This is a genomic window from Zavarzinia sp., assembly GCF_041650655.1.
Classification (GTDB): domain Bacteria; phylum Pseudomonadota; class Alphaproteobacteria; order Zavarziniales; family Zavarziniaceae; genus Zavarzinia.
Genome location: NZ_JBAZKR010000219.1, coordinates 1 through 3,343, shown reverse-complemented (window position 1 = coordinate 3,343; position 3,343 = coordinate 1). Strand labels below are relative to the sequence as shown.

Annotated in this window: 4 protein-coding genes; all 4 read left to right on the top strand. The window is 68.3% G+C overall.

The features are described from left to right. Positions 1-895, top strand: an 895-nt coding sequence (locus WC493_RS22515) for a CaiB/BaiF CoA transferase family protein (RefSeq protein ID WP_373068747.1), incomplete at its 5' end; no start/stop codon positions are given. Continuing rightward, positions 892-2,076, top strand: coding sequence for an acyl-CoA dehydrogenase family protein (locus WC493_RS22510; RefSeq protein ID WP_373068745.1), 1,185 nt, complete (start codon positions 892-894; stop codon positions 2,074-2,076). The genes WC493_RS22515 and WC493_RS22510, both read left to right, overlap by 4 nt. 6 nt (positions 2,077-2,082) lie before the next feature. After that, positions 2,083-2,883: an enoyl-CoA hydratase/isomerase family protein gene (locus WC493_RS22505; RefSeq protein WP_373068743.1), complete on the top strand. Its 801-nt coding sequence runs from the start codon at positions 2,083-2,085 to the stop codon at positions 2,881-2,883. A 1-nt stretch (position 2,884) separates the two neighbouring features. Then, positions 2,885-3,343 (top strand): biotin carboxylase N-terminal domain-containing protein (locus WC493_RS22500; protein ID WP_373068741.1); only part of this gene is annotated, 459 nt, incomplete at its 3' end.

Sequence of the window (3,343 nt, the reverse complement as noted above, 5' to 3'; positions counted from 1 at the left end):
AGGCAGCGCCGAAGCGCGCGGCCTCGGCGACGAACACCTGCGGCCGGCCAATCCACGCCTCGTGTACTGCGCGATCAGTGCCTTTGGCGAGGTCGGCCCGATGCGCGCGCTGCCAGGGTACGACCCGCTGATGCAGGCCTTCACTGGCATTATGAGCGTCAGCGGCCACGAAGGTGACGAGCCGGCGCGTGTCGGCGTGTCGCTGATCGACATGGGCACCGGCATGTGGGCCACGATGGCGATCCTGGCCGCGCTGCTGCGCCGCGCCACCACGGGCGAAGGCATGCGCGTGCACGCCAGCCTGCTCGAGACCGGGCTGTCGTGGATGACGGTGCCGGTCGCGAACTACCTGGCCACCCAGCGCCTGCCGCGCAAGATGGGTTCGGCGATGGCGATGATGGCGCCCTACGAGCTTTTCGACAGCGCCGACGGCAAGGTCTTCATCGCCGCGGCCAACGACCGGCTGTTCGGCCGCATCTGCAGCGCGCTGGCTTGCCCCGAGCTGGCGCAGGACCCGCGCTTCATCGACATGTCGGCGCGGATCGGCCGCCGCGAGGCGCTGCACGCCGAGCTGGAAACGCGCACCCGGCAACGCAGCACCGCGGACTGCGTGGCGGCGCTGCGTGCGGCCGGTGCGCCCTGCAGCGAGATGCACGACGTGGCCCAGATGCTGGCGCACGAACAGGTGCAGGCGGTGGGCATGCTGGGCGCGCTGCCGCTGCCGGGCGCACCGCAACACCAGGCCATGGGCCTGCCCTTCAGTTCGCAGGGCAGGCGCGGGCGCAGCGGCCAGCCGCCGCCTGTGCTGGGCGCGAGCACCGACGAGGTGTTGACGGCGCTGGGCCTGCATGCCAATGAATTGGCGGCGCTGCGACAGCAAGGCGTCGTCGATTGACAGACAAGGCCAACATCCCCATGAACTTCGACTACACCGAGACCCAGGGCCAGATCCGCGCCGCCGTCAAGGAGCTGTGCAAGGGCTTCGGCCCCGAATACTGGCGCCAGTGCGCGCAGGACGGCGCCTACCCGGAAGCCTTCGTCGCCGCGATGGCCAAGGCCGGATGGCTGGCCGCGCTGATCCCCGAGGAATACGGCGGCGCCGGGCTGCCGCTGCTCGATGCCTGCCTGATCCTGCAGGAGATCAACCAGATCGGCGGCAGCGCAGTGCACTGCCATGCGCAGATGTACACGATGGCGTCGATCCTGCGCCACGGAACCGAGGCACAGAAGCGCCGCACGCTGCCGCGCATCGCCGACGGCAGCCTGCGGCTGCAGGCCTTCGGTGTGACCGAGCCCGACGCGGGCTCCAACACGCTGGCGATCAAGACCTTCGCGCGCAAGGTGCCGGGCGGCTACGTCGTCAACGGCCAGAAGATCTGGACCTCGCGCTACAGCCACTCGCACATGTACCTGCTGATCGCGCGCACCACGGCGATCGACGCGGTGAAGAAGAAGACCGATGGCCTGAGCCTGTTCCTGATCGACATCGCGAAGGCCGGCGCGGCGCTGAAGGCCACGCCGATTCGCACAATGATCAACCACCACACTTTCCAGGTCTTCATCGACAACCTCGAACTCACCGACGACGACCGCATCGGCGAGGAAGGCAAGGGCTTCTACTACCTGCTCAATTCGCTGCATTCCGAGCGTCTGCTGGTGGCCAGCGAGGCCATCGGCGACGGCCACTGGTTCGTCGGCAAGGCCGCGCGCTACGGCAGCGAGCGCGTCGTCTTCGACCGCCCGATCGGCGCCAACCAGGGCGTGCAGTTTCCGATCGCGCGCGCCCACATGAACATTGAGGCCGCCGAACTGATGCGCAACAAGGCCGCGACGCTGTTCGACGCCGGCCTGCCCTGCGGCCGCGAGGCGACGATGGTCAAGTACCTGGCCAGCGAAGCGGCCTGGGAGGCTGCCGAGGCGGCCATGACCACCTTCGGCGGCTATGGCGTGGCCTGCGAGTACGACATCGAACGAAAGTGGAAAGAATCGCGGCTGTTTCGCACCGCGCCGATCTCCAATAATCTGGTGCTGGCCCAGGTGGCCGAGCATCTGCTGGGCATGCCCCGTTCGTACTGAAACACCATGGACTACAAGACACTGCGCGTTGAAGCCGCGCCCGGCACCGAGGCTGCCGATGGCATTCGCACCCTGGTGCTGAACCGCCCCGAGGTGATGAACGCGATGAACACGCAGATGTTCGTCGAGCTGCGCGAGGCCTTGCACGAACTGGCCTTCGACGACGGCCTGCGTGTGCTGATCATCACCGGCGCCGGTGAGCGTGCCTTCTCGGCCGGCGGCGACCTCAAGCAGCGCGACGGCATGACCGATGGGCAGTGGCGGCGCCAGCACCAGCTCGCCGAAGTGGTGTTGCTGGCCGTCAAGGATTTCCCGCAACCGGTGATCGCCGCAGTCGAAGGCCACGCGCATGGCGGCGGCTGCGAACTGGCGTTGATGTGCGACTACATCGTCGCTTCGCGCGCGGCGGTGTTTTCGCTGCCCGAACTGCGGCGCGGCATCATGCCGGGCGGCGGTGGCATCCAGAACCTGGTGCGCGCGGTCGGCATGCGGCGGGCTAAGAAACTGCTGCTCACCGCGCGCCGCTTCTCGGCCGAAGAAGCCGCCGAATGGGGCATGGTGACCGAGCTGGCCGAGCCGGGCACGGCGCTGTCCGCTGCGGTCGCCGACGCACGTGACATCGTGCTGGCCGCGCCGATGGCGGCGCACTACGCCAAGCTGGCCGCATCGCGCGGCGGCGAGATTGACTTCCACAGTGGCTACATGCTCGACATCGCCGCCTACAACGTCCTCGTGTCGTCAGCCGACCGGCTTGAAGGCGTGAAGGCCTTCAACGAAAAGCGCCCACCGCGCTGGAGCGGACTCTGAAATGTTCAAAAAAATCCTGATTGCCAATCGCGGCGAAATCGCCTGCCGTATCGCACGCACCTGCCGCCGCCTTGGCGTGGCGGCGGCAGGCGTGCATTCGAGTGCTGATCGTGATGCGCTGCATGTCGACCTGATCGGTGAGTCGATCGAGATCGGCGGGGCGGCAGCGGCCGAGAGCTACCTGCGCATTGATGCGGTGATCGATGCGGCCCGGCGCACCGGGTCGCAGGCCATTCATCCGGGTTTTGGCTTTCTGGCCGAGAACGCGGTCTTCGCGCGCGCGGTCGGGGCGGCCGGCCTGGTCTTCATCGGCCCGACGCCCGAGGTCATTGAGCGCCTGGGCGACAAGGCCTCGGCCAAGCGCGAGGCCCGCGCCGCTGGCGTGGCCGTGCTCGGCGGCAGCGAGCTGCCCAGCCGCGACGCGGCTGAAGTGGCGGCCACCGTACGCGGCCTGCCACTG